This window comes from Corynebacterium drakensteinense, from assembly GCF_041224285.1.
Classification (GTDB): Bacteria; Actinomycetota; Actinomycetes; order Mycobacteriales; family Mycobacteriaceae; genus Corynebacterium.
Window position 1 is genome coordinate 37,736 of record NZ_JAXOFP010000011.1, and the last position, 21,954, is coordinate 59,689.

General features: G+C 58.0%; 20 protein-coding genes and 2 tRNA genes. 15 read left to right on the top strand and 7 right to left on the bottom strand.

Annotated features, from left to right (window positions below; translation table 11 throughout):
* The first annotated feature begins 5 nt into the window (after positions 1–5).
* From U1140_RS07525 to U1140_RS07555, 7 genes are all read left to right on the top strand, one after another.
* The gene (locus U1140_RS07525; RefSeq protein ID WP_369846952.1) at positions 6–1,004 is read left to right on the top strand and encodes a PhoH family protein; all 999 of its coding nucleotides are present in this window, start codon (positions 6–8) and stop codon (positions 1,002–1,004) included.
* 17 nt (positions 1,005–1,021) lie between these two features.
* Positions 1,022–1,678 carry an rRNA maturation RNase YbeY gene (ybeY, locus tag U1140_RS07530; protein WP_369846953.1) on the top strand — a complete coding sequence of 219 codons (657 nt, stop codon included), beginning with the start codon at positions 1,022–1,024 and terminating at the stop codon, positions 1,676–1,678.
* A 6-nt stretch (positions 1,679–1,684) separates the two neighbouring features.
* Positions 1,685–2,581 (top strand): pyridoxal kinase PdxY, encoded by an 897-nt coding sequence (pdxY, locus tag U1140_RS07535; protein WP_369846955.1) that lies wholly within the window; start codon positions 1,685–1,687, stop codon positions 2,579–2,581.
* A 3-nt stretch (positions 2,582–2,584) separates the two neighbouring features.
* Positions 2,585–3,511, top strand: a complete 927-nt coding sequence (gene era / locus U1140_RS07540) for a GTPase Era (protein WP_369846956.1) — start codon at positions 2,585–2,587, stop codon at positions 3,509–3,511.
* Positions 3,512–3,535: 24 nt separating this feature from the next.
* Positions 3,536–4,276, top strand: coding sequence for a DNA repair protein RecO (recO, locus tag U1140_RS07545; RefSeq protein ID WP_369846958.1), 741 nt, complete (start codon positions 3,536–3,538; stop codon positions 4,274–4,276).
* A gap of 59 nt (positions 4,277–4,335) precedes the next feature.
* A complete protein-coding gene (locus tag U1140_RS07550; protein WP_369846960.1) occupies positions 4,336–5,073 on the top strand; it encodes an isoprenyl transferase in 738 nt (245 codons plus the stop codon).
* 83 nt (positions 5,074–5,156) lie between these two features.
* Positions 5,157–6,203 carry a VIT1/CCC1 transporter family protein gene (locus U1140_RS07555; protein ID WP_369847014.1) on the top strand — a complete coding sequence of 349 codons (1,047 nt, stop codon included), beginning with the start codon at positions 5,157–5,159 and terminating at the stop codon, positions 6,201–6,203.
* A gap of 33 nt (positions 6,204–6,236) precedes the next feature.
* Here U1140_RS07555 and U1140_RS07560 read toward each other — a convergent pair whose 3' ends face one another.
* Together U1140_RS07560 and U1140_RS07565 are read right to left on the bottom strand one after the other, a co-directional pair.
* Entirely contained in the window at positions 6,237–6,671 is a 435-nt protein-coding gene (locus U1140_RS07560) for a Fur family transcriptional regulator (RefSeq protein ID WP_369846962.1), read from the bottom strand.
* A gap of 13 nt (positions 6,672–6,684) precedes the next feature.
* A complete protein-coding gene (locus U1140_RS07565) occupies positions 6,685–6,972 on the bottom strand; it encodes an ArsR/SmtB family transcription factor (protein ID WP_306515147.1) in 288 nt (95 codons plus the stop codon).
* A gap of 395 nt (positions 6,973–7,367) precedes the next feature.
* Between U1140_RS07565 and U1140_RS07570 the strand changes: the two genes are divergently transcribed.
* The gene (locus U1140_RS07570; protein ID WP_284612307.1) at positions 7,368–8,747 is read left to right on the top strand and encodes a glycine--tRNA ligase; all 1,380 of its coding nucleotides are present in this window, start codon (positions 7,368–7,370) and stop codon (positions 8,745–8,747) included.
* 107 nt (positions 8,748–8,854) lie between these two features.
* Positions 8,855–9,376, top strand: a complete 522-nt coding sequence (locus U1140_RS07575) for a hypothetical protein (RefSeq protein WP_369846963.1) — start codon at positions 8,855–8,857, stop codon at positions 9,374–9,376.
* 66 nt (positions 9,377–9,442) lie between these two features.
* Here U1140_RS07575 and U1140_RS07580 read toward each other — a convergent pair whose 3' ends face one another.
* On the bottom strand, positions 9,443–11,653 hold the full coding sequence (locus tag U1140_RS07580; protein ID WP_369846964.1) for a TPM domain-containing protein: 2,211 nt from the start codon (positions 11,651–11,653) through the stop codon (positions 9,443–9,445).
* A gap of 44 nt (positions 11,654–11,697) precedes the next feature.
* Between U1140_RS07580 and U1140_RS07585 the strand changes: the two genes are divergently transcribed.
* Genes U1140_RS07585 through dnaG form a run of 3 tightly spaced genes read left to right on the top strand, consistent with a single transcriptional unit; the run spans position 11,698 to position 15,761 of the window.
* Positions 11,698–12,447, top strand: a complete 750-nt coding sequence (locus U1140_RS07585; protein WP_369846965.1) for a YdcF family protein — start codon at positions 11,698–11,700, stop codon at positions 12,445–12,447.
* An 11-nt stretch (positions 12,448–12,458) separates the two neighbouring features.
* On the top strand, positions 12,459–13,814 hold the full coding sequence (locus U1140_RS07590; RefSeq protein ID WP_369846966.1) for a deoxyguanosinetriphosphate triphosphohydrolase: 1,356 nt from the start codon (positions 12,459–12,461) through the stop codon (positions 13,812–13,814).
* Positions 13,815–13,856: 42 nt separating this feature from the next.
* A complete protein-coding gene (dnaG, locus tag U1140_RS07595; RefSeq protein ID WP_369846967.1) occupies positions 13,857–15,761 on the top strand; it encodes a DNA primase in 1,905 nt (634 codons plus the stop codon).
* A gap of 76 nt (positions 15,762–15,837) precedes the next feature.
* Here the strand turns inward: dnaG and U1140_RS07600 are convergent, their stop codons facing one another.
* Complete coding sequence (locus U1140_RS07600; protein WP_369846968.1) at positions 15,838–16,116, bottom strand: hypothetical protein; 279 nt, start codon at positions 16,114–16,116, stop codon at positions 15,838–15,840.
* 434 nt (positions 16,117–16,550) lie between these two features.
* Between U1140_RS07600 and U1140_RS07605 the strand changes: the two genes are divergently transcribed.
* On the top strand, positions 16,551–17,033 hold the full coding sequence (locus tag U1140_RS07605; protein WP_369846969.1) for a hypothetical protein: 483 nt from the start codon (positions 16,551–16,553) through the stop codon (positions 17,031–17,033).
* Between the two features lie 444 nt (positions 17,034–17,477).
* Here the strand turns inward: U1140_RS07605 and U1140_RS07610 are convergent.
* Positions 17,478–17,550: transfer RNA gene (locus tag U1140_RS07610), tRNA-Asn, on the bottom strand.
* Positions 17,551–17,851: 301 nt separating this feature from the next.
* On the opposite strand from U1140_RS07610, the gene U1140_RS07615 reads away from it, so the two are divergent.
* Positions 17,852–19,234, top strand: a complete 1,383-nt coding sequence (locus U1140_RS07615) for a dihydrolipoyl dehydrogenase family protein (protein WP_369846971.1) — start codon at positions 17,852–17,854, stop codon at positions 19,232–19,234.
* A gap of 84 nt (positions 19,235–19,318) precedes the next feature.
* Positions 19,319–19,392 (top strand) — tRNA-Ile (locus U1140_RS07620).
* A 178-nt stretch (positions 19,393–19,570) separates the two neighbouring features.
* Here U1140_RS07620 and U1140_RS07625 read toward each other — a convergent pair.
* Both U1140_RS07625 and U1140_RS07630 read right to left on the bottom strand, forming a co-directional pair.
* Positions 19,571–20,266, bottom strand: a complete 696-nt coding sequence (locus tag U1140_RS07625) for an excalibur calcium-binding domain-containing protein (RefSeq protein ID WP_369847015.1) — start codon at positions 20,264–20,266, stop codon at positions 19,571–19,573.
* A 126-nt stretch (positions 20,267–20,392) separates the two neighbouring features.
* Complete coding sequence (locus U1140_RS07630) at positions 20,393–21,922, bottom strand: glutamate-cysteine ligase family protein (protein ID WP_369846973.1); 1,530 nt, start codon at positions 21,920–21,922, stop codon at positions 20,393–20,395.
* Positions 21,923–21,954 lie beyond the last annotated feature (32 nt).

Consider the following 21,954-nt stretch of genomic DNA (forward strand, 5'->3'; position numbering starts at 1 on the left):
GCTCCGTGCACATTCAAACCCGCAAAATCGACCTGGACCCCGCTCACGCACGCACAGTGCTGGGTACCACCGACGAAAATCTTCGCGTGTTAGACAACCATGTGGACGCGGATATTTTTGCCCGCGGAACCATGGTGAAAATCACCGGCCCGGATTATGAGGTCGCACGCGCGGTCAAAGCCTTTGCTGAGCTCGAAGCAATGGCGCGGCGCGGGCATACCGTCAGTCCGGATGGCGTGAAGCACGTGTTATCGCTGCTGAGTGAAGATTCGCCCATTGCAGTCGCGCAAGCGCTCGGGGGCAGCATTGTCTCGCGGCGCGGGAAAAAAATTCGTGCAAAAACCGTCGGCCAGGCAGAATACGTCGATGCGATCGACGAAAACACCATTGTTTTTGGCTTGGGTCCGGCGGGTACTGGTAAGACATACCTGGCGGTGGCTAAAGCCGTGCAAGCTTTGCAGAACAAGCAGGTACAGCGCATTATTTTGACTCGCCCTGCGGTCGAAGCTGGCGAGAAGCTCGGCTTTTTGCCGGGTACGCTTAATGACAAGATCGACCCGTATTTGCGTCCTTTGCACGATGCCCTGCGTGACATGCTTGACCCGGAATCCATCCCGCGTTTGATGGAAGCGGGCATCATTGAGGTTGCCCCGCTGGCGTATATGCGCGGGCGCACGCTCAACGATGCATTCGTGATTCTCGACGAGGCGCAAAACACCACTGCGGCGCAGATGAAAATGTTCTTGACGCGTCTGGGCTTTGGTACCACGTTTGTGGTCACCGGTGATGAATCGCAGGTTGATCTGCCGCGTGGGCAAAACTCTGGCTTGCAGACGGTACGCCGCATTTTGCGTGGGGTCGAGGGAATCCACTTCGCGGAAATGGGGGCGGGTGATGTCGTGCGTCACTCGCTGGTTGGGCGCATCGTTGATGCATACGATTATTACGAAAATGAGCATTCTGACAACGGTCACGGCGGCCAGAAATCACAGTCCCGACACTAGCGAGGCAGGAACCAACCATGAGTATCGAATTTTTCAATGAGTCTGGTTTCGACGGCATCAATGAGGAAATGCTGCTTGATGTCGCCGCGTTCACGCTGGCAGCGATGGATCTCAGCCCAGAAGCCGAAGCCACAATCACCTGCGTTGACGAAGACACCATCGCTGAACTGCACATGCACTGGATGAACCTGCCGGGGCCGACGGATGTGATGAGCTTTCCTATCGATGAGCTCACCCCGGGCTTTCACACCACGCGCCCGGATGCGGATATGGCTGGCCCAGCAATGCTCGGTGATATCGTGCTGTGCCCCGCGTTCGCGCAGAAACAGGCAGATGCCGGCGGGCATAGCTTGGCGCACGAGCTGGCTTTGCTGACCACGCATTCGTGTTTGCACTTGTTGGGGTATGATCACGGCACCCCGGCAGAAGAAAAAGAGATGTTTGCCCTACAAAACGAGATTCTTGCAGACTGGTACGACGACGTCCAACGTCGCGGGAAGAAATTCCCACCCAAGCCGACTGGACCGCAAGCATTCCCGTCGGCAGCTGATAGAGCCGACTTGGATGAACAATTGGCCAGCAACGCGCTTGCCGACGGCGAGATCCCGGCGATTGGCGAACCACAACACAACGATGGCGAATCCACTACTGACGAGTCTCAGGTTGAGAGGTAATTGATAATGAATATGAACACGATTTTGTCGATCCAGTCGCACGTCAGCTTCGGCCACGTAGGCAACTCCGCGGCAGTATTTCCGTTGCAGCGCGCTGGATACGAAGTGTGGCCAGTGCATACCGTGAACTTCTCCAACCACACCGGCTACGGCGACTGGGGTGGTCCGCTGCTGCCTGCCGACCAGGTCGCCGATGTCATCAACGGGCTGGAACGTCGTCAAGCATTCGAGAAGATCAACGTCGTGCTGTCGGGCTACCAGGGAAGCCCGGAAATTGCGGATGTCATCATCGACGCGGTGCAGCGCATCAAGAAAGAAAACCCGAATGCGCTCTACGCCTGTGATCCGGTGATGGGGAACGCGAAATCGGGCTGTTTCGTGGATGATTCAATTCCGCCGTTGCTGCGAGACAAAGTCGTGCCGGTCGCGGATATCGCCACCCCGAACCAGTTTGAGCTGGGCTTTTTGACCGGCAAGGCGGTGGAGACCTTTGATGAGGTCTTGGGCGCTGTGCGCGCGTTGCAAGAGATGGGGCCGCGCGTGGTGCTGGTGACCTCATTGGTGCGCCCGAGCAGCCCCGACGACGTCGTTGAGATGCTCGCCGTCGATGGGGACGAGGCTTACCTGGTGCAAACCCCGTTCCTCAATTTCAAGCGTAATGGTTCCGGCGACGTGACTGCCGCCTTGTTCAGCGGGCACTATGCCTATCACGGCGAGGTCGCCAAGGCCCTCGAGGCGACGGCTGCCTCGGTCTATGAACTGATCGAGACCACCTATAAGCGTGGTTCTGCTGAGTTGGACCTGATCGCGGCGCAAAACGCCTTCGTGGATCCAAAGCACCACTTCGAGGTCGAGGCCGTTGAATTCGGTTCCGCTGGCGACGCTGCTACTGAAGAGAGCTAAACCATGAGCATCGATAGCTACCTTGATGTACCCGAAGGATTCCGCTCGGGGTTCGTCAGTTTCGTCGGCCGACCGAATACTGGCAAGTCGACGTTGACGAATGCCCTGGTGGGCCAAAAGATCGCGATTACGGCAGACCAACCAGAGACCACCCGGCACGCGATTCGTGGGCTGATCCACCGCGACGACGCGCAGGTCGTTGTCGTGGATACCCCTGGGCTGCACCGTCCACGCACCTTGCTCGGTGAGAGGCTCAACGAGCTGGTGAAAGATAACTACTCGGATGTCGACGTGATTGGTTTTACCGTCCCTGCTGACGAGAAGATCGGCCCGGGTGATCGTTGGATTTTGGATAATATCCGTTCCGTCGCGCCGAACGTGCCGATCATCGGCATCGTCACCAAGCTAGACAAGGTGGGTCGGGATGCCGTCGGCAAGCAACTGCTCGCGCTCCACGAGCTGCTCGGTGGCGACTGCGAAGTAGTGCCAGTTTCTGCTACCGAACGCACCCAGATTGATGTGCTCACCGACGTGATCGTCCAGCAGCTGCCCGAAGGCCACAAGTTCTACCCGGATGACCACATCACTGATGACGATAATTTCACCCGCATCAGCGAACTTATCCGCGAGGCTGCTTTATCGGGTCTGCGCGATGAGCTGCCGCACTCGGTGGCAGTGGAAATCGACGAGATTCTTCCTGACGACGAACGGCCGGGCGTGAGCAATATTCACGCGGTGCTTTATGTTGAACGCCCTGGGCAAAAGAAGATCATCGAGGGCAAGGATGGTCGACGCTTTGGGCGCATCGTGCACACCGCGCGCAAGCAGATCATTGAGTTGCTGGGGCACAACGTGTTTTTGGACCTGCGCATCAAAGTGTTGAAAAATTGGCAGTCGGATCCGAAGTCGCTGGGGCGGTTGGGATTCTAGGTCAGAAACTCGAGATGCACAGACGTGGCGCGTAGCAAGCCCTATCGCGAAAATGCCGTCGTCGTGCGTACTTATGATTTTGGCGAGGCCGATCGCATCATCGTGTTGCTGACCCAGCGCCACGGGGTGGTGCGCGCGGTGGCGAAAGGCGTGCGCCGGGCGAAATCACGATTTGGTTCCCGCCTGGCGCCATTTGTGCATCTGAATGTGCAGCTGTACCCCGGGCGCAATTTGCACACGATTACCGGCGCGGATACGGTGGCGTTTTTTGCCACCGGCATCATCGATGATTACGAGCGCTATACCGCAGGATGTGCCATGTTGGAGGCCGCCGAGCGCCTCGCCCAGCCTGACGACGAATCACTATTCACCGCATTGATTGAGGCTTTGGGCATACTCGCCGCGGCGGCAGACCCAGTGGCGGTGCTGGATTCATTCTTGCTGCAAGCCATGGAATTTGCCGGTTGGGCGCCGGTGCTGTTTGCGTGCGCGCAGTGCTCCCGTCCGGGCCCGCACCACGCGTTTCACCCTGGCGTGGGCGGGGCGTGTTGCCACGAGTGCCGTCCGAGTGGCTCGGCGGATATCGCCGAAGAAGTTCTGCACTATATGTGGCTATTGGCTGGCAGGCATTGGGAAAAAGCCGCAGAGATCACTGCGGCGCACCCCGACTATTCCGCCGCGGCGCACCGCTTGGTGCGTGCGCACCTGCAATGGCATATGGAACACAACGTCAAAGCGCTGAGCATCATGGAACAATCGCTGTAATTGGCGGCTGCTCTAGCTTGCAGCTAGGAATGAGCACTCCGGTTGTAAACTATCAGGCGATGAGTATTTTCGACACGGACCACCAGATCCCGCAGCAGTTCATTCCGCGCCACATAGCCCTGGTCATGGACGGAAACGGCCGTTGGGCGCAAGAGCGCGGCATGGAGCGCACAGAAGGGCACAAGCGAGGCGAGGCTGTGCTGATGGATGCTGTCGATGCCTGCCTGGAACTTGGTGTGGATTACCTTTCGGCGTACGCGTTTTCTACGGAAAATTGGCGTCGTTCTGCCAGCGAGGTTCGTTTCCTCATGGGGTTTAACCGTGATGTGTTGCGTCGGCAGCGCGATGTGCTACATGAAAAAGGTGTGCGTGTGGTCTGGGCGGGCCGCCGTCCGCGGTTGTGGCGCAGCGTCATTAAAGAGTTGCGCGAGGCAGAAGAACTTACCAAGAATAACTCGCGGATGACGCTGGTGATGTGCGTGAACTATGGTGGCCGCGCCGAGCTTGCCGACGCCATGCAGCAGATGGGGCGCGATATTGCAACTGGGGTGCTGCGTGCGAGCGATGTCAGCGAAAAGACCATCGGGCAGTATCTCTACGACCCGCAAATGCCGGATGTGGATTTGTTTTTGCGCCCGTCGGGTGAAAAGCGCACCTCGAATTTTCTGTTGTGGCAATCGGCCTATGCAGAGATGGTTTACCAGGATAAACTGTTTCCTGATTTTACCCCGCAGGATCTTTACGACGCGGTTGCTGAATATGCGCGACGGGATCGTAGGTTTGGAGGCACCAAGTGAGCGAGCGCGCCAGCACTGCCGAAAACGGCAGCCAGAGCGAGAACGCCAGCCAGGGCGCACAAGCTGGGCCTTCACAACAGCAACTGGAGCGTTGGCGACGGTATCTTGCGAATGAGCGTTCCGAGGCCGAAGTCTATAAAATCCTGGCGGCGCGGCAAAAGGATCCAGAAGACCGAGAGATCCTTACCAAGATCGCTGCTGCCGAATCACGCCACCAGCAGTACTGGCGTAACAAGCTGGGGGATCAATTAGGTACCCCGCGCAAAGCGGATTTTAACACCCGGTTTTTGGGTTTTCTGGCGAAGAACTTCGGCTCTGTGTTCACCTTGGCGCTGATGCAATCGGCGGAATCGCGCAGCCCGTATCTAGCGGACAACGATGCCTCCGAGCAGTTGGCGATGGACGAGCAAGTCCATGCCGAGGTCGTGCGCGGGCTTGCCAACCGTTCGCGCGAGCGTATGTCTGGCACTTTCCGCGCCGCGGTTTTCGGGGTCAACGACGGGTTGGTCTCAAACCTGGCGCTGGTGCTCGGCGTGCTGGGTTCTGGTGTGGGCAGCTCAGTGGTGCTGCTTACCGGTGTTTCTGGGCTGTTGGCCGGGGCTTTATCGATGGGCGCGGGCGAGTTCATTTCCGTGAAATCACAGAATGAGTTGCTGGGGGCTTCGCAGCCGCAAACATCGTCGTCGGCGATGGCTGCCAATGTTGATGTCGAGGCCAATGAGTTGGCGCTGGTGTTCCGTGCCCGTGGTATGTCGCAAGAAGATGCTCAGGCGAAAGCGGATCAGTTATTTGCACAGATTTCGCATGGCGGCGACGCGGGGGAGGAAGAAGAATTCCACCAGATCCATTCTCCGGGTGGTGCTTGGGAGGCGGCGATTTCCAGCTTCTTGTTCTTCGCCGGAGGCGCGCTGTTGCCGATCCTGCCGTTTATCTTTGGCGCTTCTACCACAGTCGGTGCGGTGGTCGGCGTCGTTCTGGTCTCGCTGGCGCTGCTGGTGACAGGGGGAGTGACCGGAATCTTGTCCGGCAAACCGCCCGCCTGGCGTGCGGTGCGCCAATTGCTCATTGGTCTAGGTGCAGCTGGGGTGACCTACGTGCTGGGCTTGGCGTTCGGCGGAATCGTCGGCTAGCAGCCGAAAGCTGCCGTTGCCGCCCGGCAGGTTTTATTTTTCAGCAGCAGCTTTTTTGCTGCAGTCGGCGCACACGCCAAAGACCTCGGCGTCGTGGCCGGTGAGTTGGAAACCGTAGGCGGCAACCACGTCGCGTGCCCAGTCTTCGACGGGGCCACCATCGATTTCTTCGGTGCGCCCACAACTAGTGCACACCAAGTGGTGGTGATGATCGTGCGTATCGCAGCTGCGGTAAAGAGTTTCGCCCGACGGCATGTGCAGTACGTCGACGGCTTCGATCTCGGCGAGTGATTGCAGCGTACGGTAGACCGTCGTCAAGCCAACTTGGCTTTCGCGGTGCACCAATTCGTGGTGAATAGTTTTTGCAGAAGCAAAATTGTCCAAGTCGCGCAATACTTGGACCACAGCAGTGCGCTGGCGGGTGTTGCGCGCACCCAGTTTGGGGATGGCGGACTGTACGGAAGACATTCTTCCAGTCTATTTAAGGAGCGATGCTGGCCGCAATGGCTGCGATGTTGAGCGCCTCGCGGCGAGTGAGTTGGTAGGTTACCTCGCGCCCGCACGAGTGAGACGAGACCAAGCCGGACTGCTTGAGAATGCGCAGGTGCTGGCTCACCAGTGGTTGGGAACGTCCCAATTCGCTGACAAGTTCGTAGACACAGCAGTCGCGCTGGCTCAGGCAGTGCAAAATTTGCAGGCGCAAAGGAGAGTTGAGTGCACGGATAATAGTCGCCGCTGCGGTGGTATTCGCGATAACGTCGGTGGGCATCACGAGTCCTTCCTGGTGAGTGGTATATCCATCGCGTCGCGTGCGCCACGGATAGCGCTCCCGTCTATTGGGAGCAATCTTCAATAAGTGCAATCTTAAACGTTTTCAGGCGCCTGAACAAAATCCAAGCAAGTGTTACCTTATATACACTGCATGTTTGTCTAGAAACTCACCCCCATCCGGGTTCGGCCGTGAATATAAGTTGCGGCAGGGGAGGTAGTGGTAGCTCCGACGATCGCTGTAATGCCGAAGCGTGGTTTGAGCTTTGGGTTCGAGCTTGGGTTACCTAACTCTAGAAGGCTTGCGTTGACGCGGTAGGATAGCCTGCGACGACCCGTACCGTGTGGGTGCGGACGACAACCGACTTATCCCCTACCAGAGGAGTCCTTTTCACAATGGCGAATGTCATCGACACCGTCGTAAACCTATGTAAGCGCCGCGGCCTGGTTTACCAGGCTGGTGAGATCTATGGCGGCTCGCGTTCGGCATGGGATTACGGCCCGCTGGGTGTCGAGCTCAAAGAAAACATCAAGCGTCAGTGGTGGCGCCACATGGTGCAATCCCGCGATGACGTCGTCGGTATTGATTCTTCCATCATCCTGCCACGCCAGACCTGGGTCTCGTCGGGCCACGTGGAAGTTTTCACCGACCCGCTGGTGGAATCGCTCTACACCCACAAGCGTTACCGCGCTGACCACCTGCTGGAAGCCTACGAAGAAAAGCACGGCCACCCACCAGAAAACGGCTTGGCGGATATTAACGACCCAGAAACCGGCCAGCCAGGTAACTGGACCGAGCCACGTGCATTTTCTGGTCTGCTCAAGACCTTCTTGGGGCCAGTCGACGACGAAGAAGGTCTGCACTACCTGCGCCCAGAGACCGCGCAGGGTATTTTCGTGAACTTCAAGAACGTGCTGACCTCCTCGCGCATGAAGCCACCGTTCGGCATCGCGAATATCGGTAAGTCCTTCCGCAACGAGATCACCCCGGGTAACTTCATTTTCCGCACCCGCGAGTTCGAGCAGATGGAGATGGAATTCTTCGTTGAGCCGGGCACCGACGAAGAATGGCACCAGTACTGGATCGATGACCGCCACCAGTGGTACATCGACCTGGGAATCAAGCCAGAAAACCTGCGCCTGTATGAGCACCCACCAGAGTCGCTGTCGCACTATTCCAAGCGCACCGTCGACGTGGAATACGCCTTCGGTTTCCAGGGCTCGAAGTGGGGAGAGCTGGAAGGCGTCGCCAACCGTACTGACTACGACCTGCGCGTGCACCAAGAAGGCTCCGGCGAAGACATGTCGTATTTCGACCAGTCGAAAGAAGAGCGCTGGATCCCCTACGTCATCGAACCGGCTGCCGGCCTGGGCCGTTCCATGATGGCATTCCTTGTCGACGCTTACCACGAGGAAGAAGCCCCGAACGCCAAGGGTGGCACCGACAAGCGCGTCGTGCTGCGCCTGGACCGTCGCCTGGCGCCGGTCAAGGTTGCGGTTTTGCCATTGTCGAAGAAGGAAGAACTCACTGGCCCAGCCAAGGAGCTATCACAGAAGCTGCGCCAGCACTGGAACGTCGACTTCGACACCTCCGGTGCCATCGGCCGCCGCTACCGTCGTCACGACGAGATCGGTACACCGTTCTGCGTGACCTACGACTTCGATTCGCTGGAAGACGGCGCCGTGACCGTGCGTGAGCGCGACACGATGGAACAAGAACGCGTGGCCATCGAGGACCTGGAATCCTACCTGGCTGCCCGTCTGCTGGGCTGCTAAGAGCGGGGCTGCTAAGGCCGCGCGGTTGCAGAGCTGCGCGGCCGAAGAGCGGCAAGCCTGCAAGCTGCACAGCTGTCAGTTAGGCGTTACAACAGAAAGGCACGCGTATGCGTTATACCAGTTGGGACCGTAATGACCGCAATACGCCAGTGTTGCTGGAAGAAGACGGCCCGCAGCGCCTGGGAGTTTTCAGCGACGACGTGGCCGAGCTCGACGGGGCTCGCTGGCAGCTGCAGGTAGAGCAATCCCGCGGGATTGACGTCGTTGATGCAGAGACCACTGAGTCGAAGCTGGCGATTGACGGCAACCTGGCGCGTGCCTCCCGTCTGCTTGCCCGCGTTGGTGACCGGGAATTTACGCTGGTTAATGAGTCGGGCAAGAATTGGATCATTGACGACGAAGACGGCAACAAGATTGCCCAATTCACCGGTGCGAACCGGGGAGTGCGGCGTGCCGTTTTAGAATTCGATGCTGAAACCGAAGCAAAACCACTGGAGCGTGATGAGATCATCGCGTTGAGCTTCGCTGCCCGCATGATTCTCGAATCGCGGCTGTCTTCGTCCGCAGTCGGTATTATCGCCACGCTGCTGCTGTGCACAGTCGTGGCGATCCTGGCCTTTTTGTTTTAGCTAAACCCCAGCTGGCTCTAGCTCGGTATAGCTAGTTTTAGCTGGGGTTTAGATGGGATTTAGGGTTTAGAACGATCCTCCGGAGTGACCGCCGCCAAAGCCGCCACCTCCACCGAAGCTTCCGCCGCCACCGAAACCGCCGCCGAAGCCACTGCTTCCGCTGGATCCGCCCAGGATGGATCCCAGCACCATGCCGGTCAACAATGAGCCGGTTGAACTACGCCCACGCCGGTAACCGCGGCTGCCGAGCCCACCGAAACCACCACCGTGCGAATTCATCGAACGCTGGTGGTCTTTCACATCATCTTCGGCGCGCTTAATCGCAGCCTGTGCGGCCTGTCCGGCTCCGCGGGCCGCTTCGATCGCCAGACGCGCATCGGTATCACGCAATTGCATGGCCTCGGCGTGCATGCGCTGGGCGTCGGCAAGCGCGGTGCGAGCGCCGGACTTCACAATGCGGCCACGGGAAGAAATCAGGTCCTCGGCCGCGCGGATCCGTGAGCTAGCAGACTGCAGTTGCTGCTGTAGAAGCTGCAGCGTGCGCTGGTGATCGGCGGATTTTTCACGGACCCGATCGAGCTTGTCGTCGAGCTCGGTATCGGCATCCAGCAGCTGGTTGTAGCTGCCGAGCGGGTCGGTATCTTTGTTCTCCTTGGCGTGAGCCAGAGCCTGGTGCGCATTGTTGACGATGGAATCGAGCGCATCCCAATCAGCCGGTGTGCCGTCCTGCGAACCTTGTTGTTTCAGTTGCTTGGCCTCGTCGATTTCATCTTCGACTTCAGCGATCAAGTCATTAATGCTGGATTTCGCGGTCGCGATATCTGAGCGCGCATTTTCCACGCCATCAAGCAGTCGGGTGGTGACTTCCAAGGCGTGTTCTGCCTCGCGAATGGTTTCCACCAATCCTTGCTGCTGGCCGGCGGGTTTATCGTGCAGCTGGTTGGCGTGCCCGAGCAAATCCTCGGCTTCTTCCAAAGAAACCTCGGCCATCTCTGGGTTATCAGCGATAGAGTGCAGCACCTCGGCTGCATAGTTTTCCCGCAGTGATTCCATGGTGGATTGGGCACGCTGCAACTGCGCACGTGCTGCGACGCTGCGCTGGGTGAGTTCGGAGATCTTGGTGTCTGCCTGGCCAAGCAGGTTGCGCATTTCGGCGAATTTCTCGGCTTGCGAATCCAACTCGCGATCGGCCTTGCCGCAATCGGAGATGATCTCGACCAAACGGGCACGGCGCTGATCTTCGGGCAGTGCGTTGTGCGAATCCAGCTCTTTCTTCGAGCGGAAGGCGCGCTGCATGACGGATTTCGAGTTATTCATCGCGCGAGTGAATTGGCGTGCGCGGTCGGCGCCGAACTCCGCGATTGCCAAATCGAGTTCTTCTTTGGCGCGGCGGATGGATTCATCGGTCGAGGTGATTTCTTCATCGGCGCGTTCTTCCAGCGTCGCCACCGGCAAGCGCAGCAGGGAACTGGTGTCGTCCGGCGAAATCTGCCGGGCGTCGGCGAGCAACTTCGTGGAATCCTGCTTGGTCTTGCGACGGTTGTAGTACCAGATACCACCGCCACCAGCGACGACGGCGAGACCGCCAGCAGCAAGCCAGCCCGCACCGTCGGAATCGCCACCGCTGCTTGTGCTACCGTCACCAGCTGAACCGGTGCGCACCGCCTGCGCGGCGGCTAATCCTGCGGCTGCGAAGTCGTCGTTAATCAATTCGTCGTAAGCCGCAGCGGATGCAGCATCGAGTTTGTTCTGGCTCCAAGTACCACCTGGGGAGGCATAAACGTCGTATTGGCGGTCTTCTACCGCGATAGCAAGCACACCGACGTTGCTGCCCTGGCCACCACCGTTGGCCGCGGCGGTGGTCTCTGCGAACTCTTGCGAGCTCATCGAACCGAAGGTGTCGGTGTAGACGATGTAGAACTGGATGCGGTCGGATTGCTGCAGGGCTTGCAGCTCTTCGGTGATGGCTTGTTTTTGTTCGTCGTTCAGGATGCCGACGCCATCTACCAGCTGGGATTCGAGCCGGCCAGCGTCAACGGCTTGGGCGAGGGTGGCCGTGTCCACGCCGTGTTGTGCGCTTACATCGTGTCCTGCGGTGGCGGCGTGTGCAGTGCCTGCGGCGCCAGAGGCCTCTGCTACACCGAAGGTCGCAGCCCACCCGGTCGCCGCGGTCAGTGCCGCGATCCCGGCTGCGGTGCGGAAACCTCGCGGGCTTCCAGAACCAAGCAGCCGACGTCGAAAAACTGTTGGAGTTGCTGAAACTGAATTCTGCCGCATGGCGACGATAATACCCGCGTTGCCCATAAGGCAGACTAGAAAGCGTGAAATTGCGAAACCTCCGTGCTACCGCGACCACCACCGCCATCGTCAGCACAATCGCCGCTGTTATCGCAGCCCCGCTCGTGATCGCCGGTGTACAAGCAGCCCGTGTTCTGGTCATCGCTCGCCGACGCATCTATCTGCCGGAATACGAACCCGAAGCCATCGTCGTGTTGGGGACTGCGCAATATAACGGTACGCCGTCGCGGCAATTCGCGGCACGCCTCGAGCAGGCGAAATTCGCCTCCCGCATTTTTCCGGATGCCCAGGTGTTGTGCTTGGGCGGTGCGCTCCCCGGCGATGACGACACCGAAGGCGCGGTCGGCGCGAGGTATCTGCAAGCACGGGGGATCGCCGCGGCAGAAGCCGTCGGCGAAGGCTCTGATACTTCTGCCAGCCTTGCCGCGACGCTGAGCCGCTACCCGAACCTCGCGGGCTGCGACGTCATGCTGATCACCGACCCGAACCACAGCTTGCGCGCGGAAAAAATCGCCCGCCGCTACGGGGTGATTCCGCAGGCATTTCCCACGCCGTATTCTCCGAGCCGGTACCCGAGCTGTGCGTGGTGGAAATCCTTGACCCACGAGATCGGCGGTCTGTGCGTCGCCGATGTGTATGTCCGGGCTGGCGCGTCGCATGCGATTAGGCTGGAAACCATCTTGCGCCGAGTGCAATCCGCGGTGTGGCCATCGCGCCGGGCACGGCACGAGGAATTGCGTCGGCAATACGAGCAGGCACAACAGCCAGAATAGGGGAGCACGCAGTGAGCACAGGCCGTTTTCATTATCGCGAAGCCGATATGCAACGCCGCTATGCCGAGCCACCGAAACAAAGCAGCTTGTCGACGCCCACCGGGTCAGGCACAGGTGCTAGCAACCCGCCAACATTCGCTGAACAGCGTGACGAGTTCTCCCGCGACCGCGCCCGCGCCCTGCACTCGGCGGCGCTGCGTCGCCTGGCGGATAAAACCCAGGTCGTCGGGCCCCGCGATGGCGATACGCCCCGCACGCGGCTGACACACTCACTGGAAGTCGCGCAGATTTCGCGTGGCATCGGCGAAGGCCTGGGGTTGAACCCTGATCTCTGCGAGATGGCCGGGCTGATTCACGATATTGGCCACCCGCCGTATGGCCACAACGGCGAAACGGCCCTGGACCAGCTGGCCACCGAATGCGGTGGTTTTGAAGGCAACGCGCAAACGCTGCGCATTCTCACGCTGCTGGAGCCGAAAATTCTTGACGACGCCGGCACCAGCCGCGGGCTCAACCTCACCCGGGCAGCCCTGGATGCAGCGTGCAAATATCCACGGATAAAAACCAACACGGATGGCAGCACGAACAAGAAATACGGCTGCTACGACGAGCAAGCAGATGTCTTGGACTGGATCCGTGCCTACGATCCGGCTGACAACCACCGCAGCGGTCTCGCGCGGCCGACGATGGAAGCCCAAACCATGGACTGGTCGGACGATATCGCCTATTCCGTGCACGACGTCGAAGACGGGGTGGTCGCCGGCCGAGTGAATCTCGCGGTGTTGTGGGATTTGGTTGAGCTGGCCGCGTTGGCAGAAAAGGGCGCGAAGGCCTTCGGTGGTGACGCAGAGGAGCTCCTCGACGCTGCCGGTGCGCTACGCGACCTGCCAGTTATCGGAGCCGCAGTAGATTTTTCGCCGAGCCTTTCTGGCTACGTCAAACTGAAAACCATGACCTCCGAGCTGGTGGGGCGCTACGTCGGCGCGACGATTACGGCGAGCCGGGAGCACAATGCGGAGCTCGTCGACAAGCAACAGCTGGGGCGATACAACGGCGAGCTGATTGTTCCGCGCCAGGCTGCGGCCGAGGTTAAGCTGCTGAAGACGCTCGCGGTGCTGTACGTGATGGACGAGCCCTCCCACCTGGCGCGGCAAGATCGGCAGCGCGAACGCATTTTTGGCGTTTACGACTATTTGGTGGCGGGCGCGCCGGGCTCATTGGATCCGATGTTTGCGCTGTGGTGGAAGCAGGCGGACTCGGCGGCGGGACGCCAACGGGTGATCATCGACCAGATCGCCTCGATGACGGAATCGCGCTTGGAACGGCTGGCACACCAAGCGGCACAGCTGTCGGGCTTTTTGAGCTAGGCCTGGTTTTTGCGCTCGCCAACAACGGGTATTCTTTGGAGCATGGCTCAAGGACGGATCCCCGATAGTGATATTCAGGCAATCCGGGAGCGCGCCGCGATTGATGAGATCGTCGGTGAATACGTCCAACTGAAAAACGCCGGACATGATTCGCTCAAGGGGCTTTCTCCGTTCAAAGACGAGAAGACGCCGTCGTTCCACGTGCGCCCGCAGCGCGGCTACTACCACTGCTTTTCGTCTGGCAAGGGCGGTGATGTTTTCAGCTTCTTGATGGAGATGGAACAGCTGAGTTTCCCGGAGGCCGTGGAGGCCGTTGCGGAAAAGATCGGCTATCACATCACCTACCAGGGCGGTACGACGGGCGGGCGCCGGGAAAAACCTGGTACCCGGCAGCGGTTGATTCAGGCGAACCGGGCCGCGCACCTGTTTTATCGCGAGCAGTTAGAAACCGAGCAGGCGCGCACCGGCCGTGAGTTTCTGCTGGAACGCGGGTTTTCGCGCGAGCAAATCTACGAATTTGAAATCGGCTATGCCCCGGCCGGCTGGGATACGTTGACTAAGCACTTGTTGCGCAAGGGGTTTGAGTTCGACGAGCTGGATAAAGCTGGGCTGTCGAAGATGGGTAAGCGCGGCCCGATTGATCGTTTTCACCGCCGGTTGTTGTGGCCGATCAAAGATATCGCCGGCAACGTGATTGGCTTTGGTGCCCGCAAGCTTTTCGACGACGACAAGCTGGGCAAATACATGAACACGCCGGATACCATGCTGTATCACAAGTCGAAGGTGCTATTCGGCCTGGATATGGCGAAAAAGCATATTGCTTCCGGACACCAAGCGGTGATTGTGGAAGGCTATACCGACGTCATGGCGATGCACGCAGCGGGGGTAAAAACCGCCATTGCCGCGTGTGGTACTGCGTTTGGCCAGGAGCATTTGCAGGTGATTCGCCGTCTGATGCTGGATGATAATTATTTCACCGGCGAGCTGATTTATACCTTCGACGGTGATGAGGCCGGACAGAAGGCTGCGATGCGCGCGTTTTCTGGTGAGCAGAAGTTTTCTGGGCAGTCTTTCGTCGCGATTGCCCCACCCGGCATGGACCCGTGTGACCTGCGTTTAGAGCATGGCGATGCAGCCGTGCGTGATTTAGTGGCTGATCGCATCCCCATGTTTGAGTTCGTTGTGCAGTCGATTTTGGCGAGCCAGAAACTGGATTCGGTCGAAGGCCGCCTGCAGGCTTTACGACGCACCGTGCCGGTGGTGGCCGGTATTCGCGACGAGCCACTGCGACTGGAATATGCGCGCCGCTTGTCTGGGTGGGTCGGCTGGAACAGCCCAGATGAAGTGGTTGCTCAGGTTCGCAGAGAAGCCGCGAAGGCGCCGAGTACGCAGGAAACCGTCAAACGTGCCCGTCGTTTTGATGGGGAGAGTCAAGTTGGTGCATGGCAGGATCGGCCGGGAATCGTGGCGCCGAATCCGCGGGATACTTATTTGTGGCCGCAGCGGGAATCGCTGAAGTTGGCGCTGCAGTACCCGCAAGACGTCGGCGACTACTTCGACGGATTAGGCGAGGATGTATTCACCAACGACGCCTACCGTGCGGTGCGGGCTGCGATTGATCAGGCCGGGGGAGTGGCACATGCTCGCGATGGCGTCGACTGGATTGCTGCGGTAGCAGAGAACATGGCGGATCTAGTGGGGCGCTCATTGGTTTCTGAGCTGGCGGTCGAAGAAGTTCGTTATGCCAGCGCTGGACTCGAGGCTTATGTGGATATGGTGTTATCCCGTTTGCAGGAATCACGGGTGGGCGATCAGATCGCGCAGCTCAAAGCACAATTGCAGCGCATGCGTCCCAGCGACGATGAGCAAACCTACCATTCATTGTTCGCCGATTTGGTGGCGCTGGAGCAGGCGCGCAAGGATCTGATTGCGCGGGCGTTTCGCTAGTTAGTTTCTGCGTTAGCTTCTGTGGGGGCGCATCCCGAAACTAGCGCGCTGCTAGCTAGTTTTCGTCGCGGTCGCGCTAGTCCTCGTCGTGTTCGTAGATGCGATCGGATTCCGAATCGCTGCCAGCAACCTGGTCGCGAGTGTTTTTCCCAGCGCGGAGATCTTTGACCTCGCGCATGCGCGGTTCTGGATCAAGCCGGTCGGCGATCGCTTTGCGGGCAGAGCGTGACACTGATTTTGTGACCGGGGAGTTGATGGCCTTTTCGTAGGCATTTTTGATCTGGTGGTACCGCTTTCGGCCCGCCTTCGTGCCGAAGACGTATCCCGCGGTGGCACCGACGACGAACTGAATCATGGTGAAACGTTTCCCTTTTCTTTGCGGTTGCGCACCCTGTGGTGCAGTGGGTGCTATGAGCTGTGTCCTAGCCTACCTGTCTTGGACGAGTTTTCTTGGCCTACCTGTCTTGGACGAGTTTTCTTGGCCTACCGGTTTCGGTGTAGTTAGAGCTGCTTAGTGTCTTGGTCTATTTGTTTCGGGGTTTTCGAACTAGCGCGGCTCTAAAATCCCAGTCTTCAAGGTATTGGCTAGATTTTTAAGGCAAGCGTAACCACGGTCACCCGGCGACTTGCTGTGATATATGCCCCACAATTTGGGGCTTAGACGCATAGTTGACGTGTCAATGTATGTATACTCGCTTATCGTGTCGAGCTGGAGTTCTCAGAGGCTAGACACCGCCTCCCCAGCAAACGCTGGGAAAACTCACAAGACTCATAAGAAGGGTTGAAGACATGAAATCGAATAACTTCCGTCGCGTATCGATTGCGGCTGCAACCGCTGCCTTGGGCCTGACCCTGGCGGCTTGCAATGATGGTGGCACCAGTGCCCCAGTGACTGTCACTGAAACTGCTGCACCTTCGCAGCAGAACAACCAGGGCAACCAGGACAGCGGGCAGGCTACTGTCACCGTCACCGAAGGTGCTAACGCGAACACCGGCGGCAATGCAGGTGCCGGCAACGCAGGCGCTAGCCAGGCTGGCGGCAACGCTGCCACCAACGACCTGCCAACCGAGATCACTGGCTACTCCGGTGAAGCAGAGCGCGACCTGACCGAAGAACGTCTGACTAAGGACGAAGTAGCTCAGGTTCTGCAGCGTGCCCACAACGGTGAAGGCAAGGTCAAGTGGGACAACGACGGCTACTGGGAAGTTGAAGTTGGTGGCATCGACATCGACATCGACCAGAACGGTCTGGTTCTTAACGTTGACCGCTAAATAGGTCCCCTCCGCTTCTGCATAGCTTTGTGACTATGCAGGGCACTGAATAATTGGTTCTTTTGGGAACCCAGCGAAACCGTCCGATGCGCTTAGCGTGCCGGGCGGTTTTCTTATGTAGCGGTGGGGCTTGCGGCATCCTGTCGCGCGGAGAACATGCCGCTGGTAATCATGTCTATTGTGTCTTTTTTGCAAATAGGCGTGGTAAAAGAGGCCTTTTTCGTTCACTATTTGTAAAAAAGACACCAAATCCCGACACTCCGACAAGGGGGGCAACCCCGGACACACTTTTGTCTATTAACCCCACACTTTTTGTCGTATAACCCCAATTCCACGACATGCGAAACATTTTTAGGCATTTCCAGATACGTTCAGATACGTTGGGCAAAGTACAAATAGCCCCGCCAACCAGCAAAAAACGCTAGCTAACGGGGCTGTATGTTGCTCCTCCAACTGGGCTCGAACCAGTGACCCTTCGATTAACAGTCGAATGCTCTGCCAACTGAGCTATGGAGGATTATTTTCTACGTCTTCCGGCTGGACCTTTGGTTCTGATTTGTTCTGAACTTTTCGGTCTGTGCCTTCCGGCGCAACGATGATTAACTATATAACCGTATTTAATACTGTGCAAATCACCAGCTCAAAATATGTTTTTGGAGCTATTTGGTATTGCTTATTGTTGGGGGGTTGTCAGGCGGCGGCACAAAGTGTTGCCCGTCGCATCGGGAATAAAACTCGGTTTCGCGTCGTTGGTATTGATAGCACGATCGACAAAACCAATAATAGCTGCCTATAGATTAAGGAAGGCCTGAACACGAATGAGTGAAAATATGGACGTTGACGTACTGGTTATCGGATTCGGCAAAGCCGGCAAAACCATTGCGATGAACCGTGCCGCAGCGGGTGACAGGGTGGCTCTGGTGGAACAATCCAGCGCAATGTACGGCGGTACTTGCATCAACATTGGCTGTGTGCCGACGAAAGCCTTGCTTACCGACGCAGAACGCCACCACGCACGGCCAACGGTCGACGGCTCCACGGCTTTCGCAGAAGCCATTCAACGCCGTGGCACTCTGACCTCCAAGATGAACCAAGCCAACTTAGATCTCGCGGAAGGCAAAGGTGTCATTGTCGTCGACGGCCACGCTAGCTTCATTAGTGAAAAGACCGTGGAAGTCACCGGCGGCGATGACCGCATGGAGATCACCGGCGAGACCGTGATCATCAATACCGGCGCAGTGCCCGTCGTTCTGCCGCTCCCGGGTGCTGATTTGGAGCGCGTCATCGACTCCACGGCAGCACAGCAACTTGATGAGCGCCCGGATTCGCTGCTGATCGTTGGCGGCGGCCCGATCGGCATGGAATTTGCGACCTATTTCGCGAAATTCGGCACGAAGGTGACCGTGGTCGATACCGCCGACAAGCCGTTCGCCAACTTTGACCGGGATATTGCAGATCACGTCGGCACGATCATGGATGATTTGGGCATCACTTGGGTTACAGGTGCGCAGGTCACTGAATTCCGCGAAAACGGTGCCGACGCAGTCACCACTGTTTGGAAAGACGGCGACGGCAATGAACAGACTGCCGAGACTTCGCACGTGTTGGTTGCAGTTGGACGCAAACCGGCGACGAAGGATCTTGGTCTGGACAAAGCGGGCATTGAGCTGACTGAGCGGGGTGCGGTCGCCGTCGACAAGCACCTGCGCACCAACGTCGAGGGAGTCTATGCCGCGGGTGACGTCAACGGTGGGCCGCAGTTCACCTATGTGTCATTCGATGATCACCGCGTGATTCTTTCGGATCGCTGGGGTGATGGCTCGCGGACGACCGACAACCGTGTGGTTCCGACGACGACGTTTATCGACCCTCCGCTGGCGACGGTTGGTTTGGGTGAAGACGCTGCCCGCAAAGAAGTCGAGGGGCGCGGGAACACTCTGGACGTTAAGGCAGCGGATATCAAGGACATTCCGATCATGCCGCGCCCGAAGATTCTGGGGAAGCCGGAAGGTCGCGCGAAGATCCTGGTGGAGCGTGAGACTGATCGCATCGTCGGCGCAACCCTGCTGTGCGTGGATGCGCAAGAGCTGATCAACACGCTGGCATTGGCGATGTTTGCGGATATTTCAGCAAGTACCGTCGGCAGCGGAATTTATACCCACCCAAGCTCAAGCGAGGTTTTCAACGCTTTGCTGGGGTAGTGCTTTCCGACGGTTAAACTGCCGTTATACTAAACAACAGTTTTGGCGCTCGGGCTTGCGGGCTCGAGAGTGCGAAAACTGGAAGGGGCTATAGCTCAGTCGGTTAGAGCAGTGGACTCATAATCCATTGGTCGCGGGTTCGAGCCCCGCTGGCCCCACAGAATGGCATCAGTTGCGGCATAGTTGGCATTAGGGGTCGCAACGTGGTGGATATGCCGGCGGTATCTGTTCTGATTCAGGTGCCGTCGGCTGTTCTCATTTTCGCCCGGATTTCCCGGTTAGAGTTAGGCAGTCTATTTCCGCTAGCAAGCACGGTATTGCCAAAAGCTAAGGTTCTTATTCGCAGGCTACTCCGTCACCGTCACGGTCTAACTTGGTGCTATAGCCTGGATTTCCTCGGTACAGCGGGGCAGCGCCAGCTGCACGTGCTGCAGCGCAGTTAGGGTAATAGGCGCTCGGAGCCGGAGCCGGAGCCGGTGCAGGTGCAGGTGCAGGTGCTGGAGCTGGTGCTGGTTCAATATGTTGTTGTTGCTCTGCTGGCTCCGAAGGGAGTATTGGGCTTGGCTCGTCGACATATTTTTCAGGTACATGAGAACCACTAGTGGTGCTTGTCTTCGTGCTAGAAGACTTGCTAGAAGACTTGGTGGAAGACTTTGTAGTTTTGCGAGTCGTGGAACTTGCGGAAGTTGTGGTCGTTGACTTCCTGGTAGAAGATTCCGTCGGGGTACTCGACGAACTAGTCGTAGCAGCAGGCTTGTTATCTGGTTGCTTTGCTTCTTCAGTTGGCGGAAACAGAATCAATCCAAGTACAAAAAAGAGAATGGATACAGGGGTAACGATCTTCCAATGCCGATTAAGTGCTGAGGACGGGTTTGAGCGATCTCGACGTTCATGCAACAAGAACCAGGCCCCAGGGATTGTGATTGCCAGTCCAATTAAGATGGCTGCGAAGAAGCCCGCAAACCCACCGTACGTAGGTGAGGTAATAAGAATCAGGAATCCGAACCCAACGGAAACCCAGGCAAGGGCCATTTTGATGCGAGAGCCATTACCAGGTTGCTGGGTAGAAAATTGTCCAGGGGTGGTCAACGTAAGGCCTTTCAATTATTTGCCAGGAACTTGAACAGAATACCCTAGAAAATAAAGAGAAAGTTACGTTTAGCTGATATCGGTGGACCAGATGTGCACCGGCTCGCCGGACTTCTGATTGTCGATATAAGCGCTGAGCATGCGGGCGATGGCTTGCCGACGCAGCGTGCTATCCGGGCCGTCATGATCCCCGGCAGAAACATTGGCACCAGCCTCAGCCCTCAGCGCAGCGGTCACATTATCGAGTGCTGCTAGTTGCCAGGTTGCGCCATTTTGTCGGTTCCGTGCACGCCCTTCGATGATCCCCAGATGCTTCTGAATCAGCGCCGGAGCCACCTCGAGTTGCTTCAAGCCCTGCTCGGCTTGCTCCAACAAGTGATCGGTTACCAATTCGGCGACGGGGATAGTTCCCAACGTCGGCCAGCTCATGTTTGCATGGATGCCATCGCGGGCACCGGCGAAGAAGTTGTTCGCCGCATCCTCGAAAGACAAACGCGACCACACAGGTCGTGTCTGGCCGACGAGGAAGTTCACTAGGCCGTAGTAAAAAGCAGCATCGGCAACGATGTCCGCCACGGTGGGGCCAGCGGGCAACAGGCGGTTTTCCACGCGGATATGGGACAGCTCCGTGTTCGGATCATAAATTGGGCGGTTCCAGCGCCAGATGGTGCCGTTTTGCATATTCAGGTAGTGCAAACCAGGTTTGCCATCGGTGACTATCGGAGTGCCGGATTCCACGCGATCTTCAGGTAGCAATGGCGAAAAGTAGCGCACGTTTTCTTCGAACAGATCGAAAGCACTGGTTATCCAGCGCTCGCCGAACCACACCCGAGGGCGCACACCTTGCGTCACCAATTCCGGGGTACGGGTATCGATGGATTGCTGGAATACCGGGATGCGGGATTCATGCCAGAGTTTGTGCCCGGCGAAAAGCGGGGAATTCGCGCTCAGCGCGGTTTGCACACCCGCGATGGCTTGCGAGGCATTCCACGCGGCCGCAAAATGGTTCGGGGAAACCTGCAGGTGCAGCTGGATCGACGTGCAGGTGGATTCCGGGGCGATATCGTCAAAACCGTGCTGGTATCTCTCCTGGCCTTCCAGCTCAATATGGACGAGCTCGCCACGTGATTCCAACACAGAATTCGATAGCGCCTTGTAGCGATTCTCGGAGGTCATCCAGGCAGGATCTTCCAGAAATTCCGTGGTCACGCTGGGCAGGGTGCCGATCATCGCGACTTCCGCATCAGCTTCGTTCGCAGCCGCGCGCACGGTGTCTAGGCGATCGTTCAGCCCGTCTTCCAGCTCTTGCAAGCCGGTGCCAGAAATCGATAGTGGAGGGTGGTTCATCTCCACGTTATAGGCGCCGATTTCCGACTGGTATTCGTCGTCAAGCGCAGCCAATACGTCGCTGTTGCATGTTTTAGGCTGCATATTCTTGTCGACGAGATTCAGCTCTAGCTCCAGCCCGATGGTGCCCTGGTTGATGAACTCGGCTTCCTGCAGGTGCCGGTCGAAGACCTCGAGATCGTCAATCAAGCGTTGCCGGTAGCGCGTGCGCTGGCGCGGCGTATAGGACTCGTTACTGACTGCATCTCCCATGCTGGCCAAGTATAGACCGGCGTGTGCTGGGG